Origin of the sequence: Arthrobacter sp. Hiyo1, assembly GCF_001263615.2 — a bacterium.
Classification (GTDB): Bacteria; Actinomycetota; Actinomycetes; order Actinomycetales; family Micrococcaceae; genus Arthrobacter.
Genome location: NZ_DF952470.1, coordinates 150410 through 154004, shown reverse-complemented (window position 1 = coordinate 154004; position 3595 = coordinate 150410). Strand labels below are relative to the sequence as shown.

4 protein-coding genes and 1 pseudogene are annotated in these 3595 nt (G+C 64.6%); 4 read left to right on the top strand and 1 reads right to left on the bottom strand.

The window, feature by feature from the left end; translation table 11 throughout:
- Window positions 1–272, bottom strand: a pseudogene (locus AHiyo1_RS09660) (hypothetical protein); the annotation flags it as partial.
- 312 nt (window positions 273–584) lie between these two features.
- On the opposite strand from AHiyo1_RS09660, the gene AHiyo1_RS09655 reads away from it, so the two are divergent.
- The 4 genes from AHiyo1_RS09655 to AHiyo1_RS09645 form a co-directional block, all read left to right on the top strand.
- Window positions 585–1298, top strand: a complete 714-nt coding sequence (locus AHiyo1_RS09655) for a DNA alkylation repair protein (protein ID WP_148667512.1) — start codon at window positions 585–587, stop codon at window positions 1296–1298.
- Window positions 1299–1323: 25 nt separating this feature from the next.
- The gene (locus AHiyo1_RS24660; protein ID WP_172465553.1) at window positions 1324–2124 is read left to right on the top strand and encodes a hypothetical protein; all 801 of its coding nucleotides are present in this window, start codon (window positions 1324–1326) and stop codon (window positions 2122–2124) included.
- Window positions 2094–2693, top strand: a complete 600-nt coding sequence (locus tag AHiyo1_RS09650) for a nucleotide disphospho-sugar-binding domain-containing protein (RefSeq protein ID WP_059388427.1) — start codon at window positions 2094–2096, stop codon at window positions 2691–2693. Before AHiyo1_RS24660 ends, AHiyo1_RS09650 begins: the two co-directional genes overlap by 31 nt.
- 290 nt (window positions 2694–2983) lie before the next feature.
- Window positions 2984–3595: hypothetical protein (locus AHiyo1_RS09645; RefSeq protein WP_216363176.1), on the top strand; the 612-nt coding region annotated here is incomplete at its 3' end.

The following is a 3595-nucleotide window of genomic DNA, read 5'->3' as shown; positions in this document are numbered from 1 at the left end:
GGGCACGACGGCGGTTGCCCCGACGGCGGCTCCCCGCCGGTGACTGCGGCGAGGTAGTCGCGCTCCAGTTTGGCGGCCAGCTGCGCCGCTGTGGCCTGCGGGTGTTTGCGTTGCAGGCGGCGCAGGTTGGCCAGGACAAGGGGACGTTGGACCTCGACGGCCCGGAGCAGCACGTTGTGGACACCGGGTTTGGCATTGCCGCTGGCGTCGAACATGGCGTTGTGGGCCGTTTCCTGCGCAATCTTTACTGCCTGGTTGGGTCGCTTTGCCATTCTTCACCTCTGCATTCAGCCGTTGAATTCGTTGGGTAGTTCCTTGCCTAGCCTAGGCCACACGCCCCCTCCCCGGCGTAGACTTTAAGGCGTTCGCGGGAACAGTCCAACGAAGGACAGGAAGCATCCGGAATGAACAAGGCACCAGATCCGAACGAAGTCCGCCATCACAGCGACGCCCCTGCCGAAGGGGAAACGGAGGGTTGGGTGTCGCACGATACCGGCCTTCACAGCCAGGAACCTGCCGAAGGGCCGGATACTGACGACGCCCCCGCATAGTAGCGTTGAGGCTGCGAAATCGGGGGGCCGAAAGTGGCTTCGCACGGGGTGCTCGTCTCTCCGGGGGATACTCAACCGGGGCAATTGTTGGCGCGCGTCCTTGAGGAATTGCGCGCTTTGGAGAAGCACGACGCCGCGAGCTTCCGCGCCGTCCGCCGCAGGGTTTCCGCGGAAATCGCCACGATGGACGCGGCGGTGGTCTTCAATCTCGCCGAAGGGCTCGTCCAAGCGGGCTTTGACTGGGAGGGCTGGGAGTTCATCAATGCCCACCAGGCGGCTTTCGCTGAGCTGACGCGGGCCCGGCTTGAACACTTGGGAGAAGGCATCACTACGTGGGGGCAGGCTGATGCTTTTGCGACCGTTTTGGTGGGACCCGCGTGGCGCGAAGGGCTCATCTCGGACGCCGACGTCGACGGCTGGGCGCGGAGCCCGGATCATTGGTGGCGGCGCATAGCGCTTGTCTCCACAACGGTGCTCAACACGAGGTCACGCTGGGGAACGGGAGATACGCAGCGGACGCTCGGCGTCGTCGGCATCTTGATCAACGATCGCGACGACACCGTGGTCAAGGCAGTCAGCTGGGCGTTGCGGTCCTTGGTGCCGTGGGATCCGCGCGCAGTCCGAACCTTCCTGGAAATGCATGAGACTGAGCTTGCCGCCCGGGTGAAGCGCGAGGTGCGGACCAAGTTGGAGACCGGGCTGAAATCGCGGCGGCGCAGCGTTCACAGCACCGACCTTTCCCAATGAAGGATCCCCTGTTCTCGGGAGTAGCGTGATGCACGTAGCCTTCATCTGTCTGCCTGCGGCGGGCCATGTGAACCCGACCTTGCCGGTGGTCGCCGAGCTGGTTCGCCGGGGCCACCGTGTCACCTATGCGACGTCGGCAAAGTACGCGAAAGCGGTCGAAGCTGCCGGTGCCGTGTTCTTTCCCAGCGGAGAGGATCTGGCGGCCTTCCTCCCGCCACGCGATCGTTCCGCGAGTGGCAGCCCGACGCCGGCAGACGGCGGCGCAGCGCCCGCTAGTGGAGGTCCGTCACCGATGCCGGGGATGTTCGCGGGAATGCCGTCCGGAATGATGTCTGGACTGCTCGATCGGATTCTCAAGGGCGCAAGGGAGGAATTCCCGGCGCTGCTGGCCCGGCTCGCAGAGGACCCGCCGGACGGGGTGGCCTACGACGCCATGACGCTCTCCGGGAAGATGGCTGCCGCGAAGCTGGCGTTGCCCGATATTGCGTTGCTACCGAGCTACGCCACCAACGAACATTTCTCGATGCGGGACCTCATGCCGGGCCCGCCGCCGCCGGGCATGGTCGAGGCCTGGAAACAGGTTGGCCAACGGATCCATGATTTCGCCGCGGAGCAGGGCGTGGGCCATTTGCAGTTCATGGGCGGACCTCCTGCGTCGTTGAACATCTCCTTCATCCCGAGGGAATTCCAGCCTCGGGAGAGACTTTCGACGGCAGGTTCCACTTCGTGGGCCCATGCCTTGGCCTGCGTGGCAACGAGGAAGCCTGGCGGCCCCGGGCCAAGGACAGGCCGCTGTTGTTCATCTCGCTGGGGACCACCCCGTTGAATGACCGGCCGGATTTCTTCAGGATGTGCCTGGAAGGACTTGCGGGCACAGTCTGGGAAGTCGCCATGGCAATCGGAGAGCGCGTCGAGGAGTCCGAGCTGGGGGATATCCCGGACAACATTGAGGTACGGCCGTTCTTTCCGCAGCTCGAAGTCCTAGCCCGCGCCGATGCGTTCCTTTCCCACACCGGGATGAACTCGACCATGGAGGCGCTCTATTTTGGGGTACCTTTGGTTGCCTTCCCGCTGCAGCCCGAACAGGGCGCGAATGCACGCCGGGTGGAGGATCTGGGACTCGGGCGACGGCTCCCCCTGGAGGGGCTTTCCCCCGAACTGATCCGGGAAACTGTCCTTGACGTCAGCGGCGACGAGGCGATCCGGGGCAAGCTCGAGGCGATGAGTGCCCGCGTCCGCGGTTCCGGCGGGGCACCGGCTGCGGCGGACGCGATTGAGGGGTTCCTGCGCCATCCGCTTCTGGTCTGCCAGTCCAAGCCTGAGGGGTCGAAGAAATTGGCCGCGTCGCGGCGGAGTACGCGTACAGGGGTTCACGCTGCCGGCTTGTCCGCGTGAACCGACGATCACCTTAAGCACGCCCACAAAAGCGAAAATTGCCTGTGACGAGGGTATGGATGTCGATGCGGGAGCATCGGTTATGCGGTGGTTCGGGAGGAGACGTTTTCACGAGACGGAATGGGCGGAATCTGGCGGTTAGGCGGTTATGGCTACGTAGCGGTTCGTGCCATCCTTGGGGCATGGCACGAACCTGGTTATCGGTGACGGTGGAACTGCTCGGCGGTCGTGGGGAGGAGCTTTGGCCGTGGCCCGGGCGCGTCTTCGCGGTCGGACCGTCGCATACCTTCATGGATCTCGCCAATGCCATCAATGATGCCTTCGCCCGGTGGGACCGCTCGCACCTGTCACTGTTTACCCTGGCCGATGGCCGGGTTATTACTGATGAAGAGACGGGTGCTGAGATGGCCGGATCGATCGGCGGCCCGATCATCGCGCCGATGGACATTGCTGCTGTCAAGGTCGTCCGGACGGTGGAGCCGGGGGCTGAGTTTCAGTTTACGTTTGACCTCGGTGACGCTTGGATACACCGGTGCGCGGTCGGGGAGGTGAAGGTGGACCCGTTGGATGTGTTGGGTATTCGCCCTGAGGTCCCCTTGCCGTACTGGGGTTGGGGCAGTATCCCGGACCAGTACGGGCGCCGGTGGGCAGATGACGACGGGGAAGGCCGGGCGCCGCGGAAGCCGAGCCAGTCGCACCCTATGCAGCTGCATGCCTGGCCCGAACAGGTGCAGGTGCCCAGGATTGACCTGTCCGAACTGCGGGGAGCCATCGCTGCGGCAAATGCGGCTCGTTTCCTCGCAGCGGTGATGGGACACGATATCGATGACGTTCTGCAGCAGGTGGGGGCCGGGATACCAATGGCCCTGGAGCAGCGCCGTGGGGAGGCCGAGCCGGTGGCA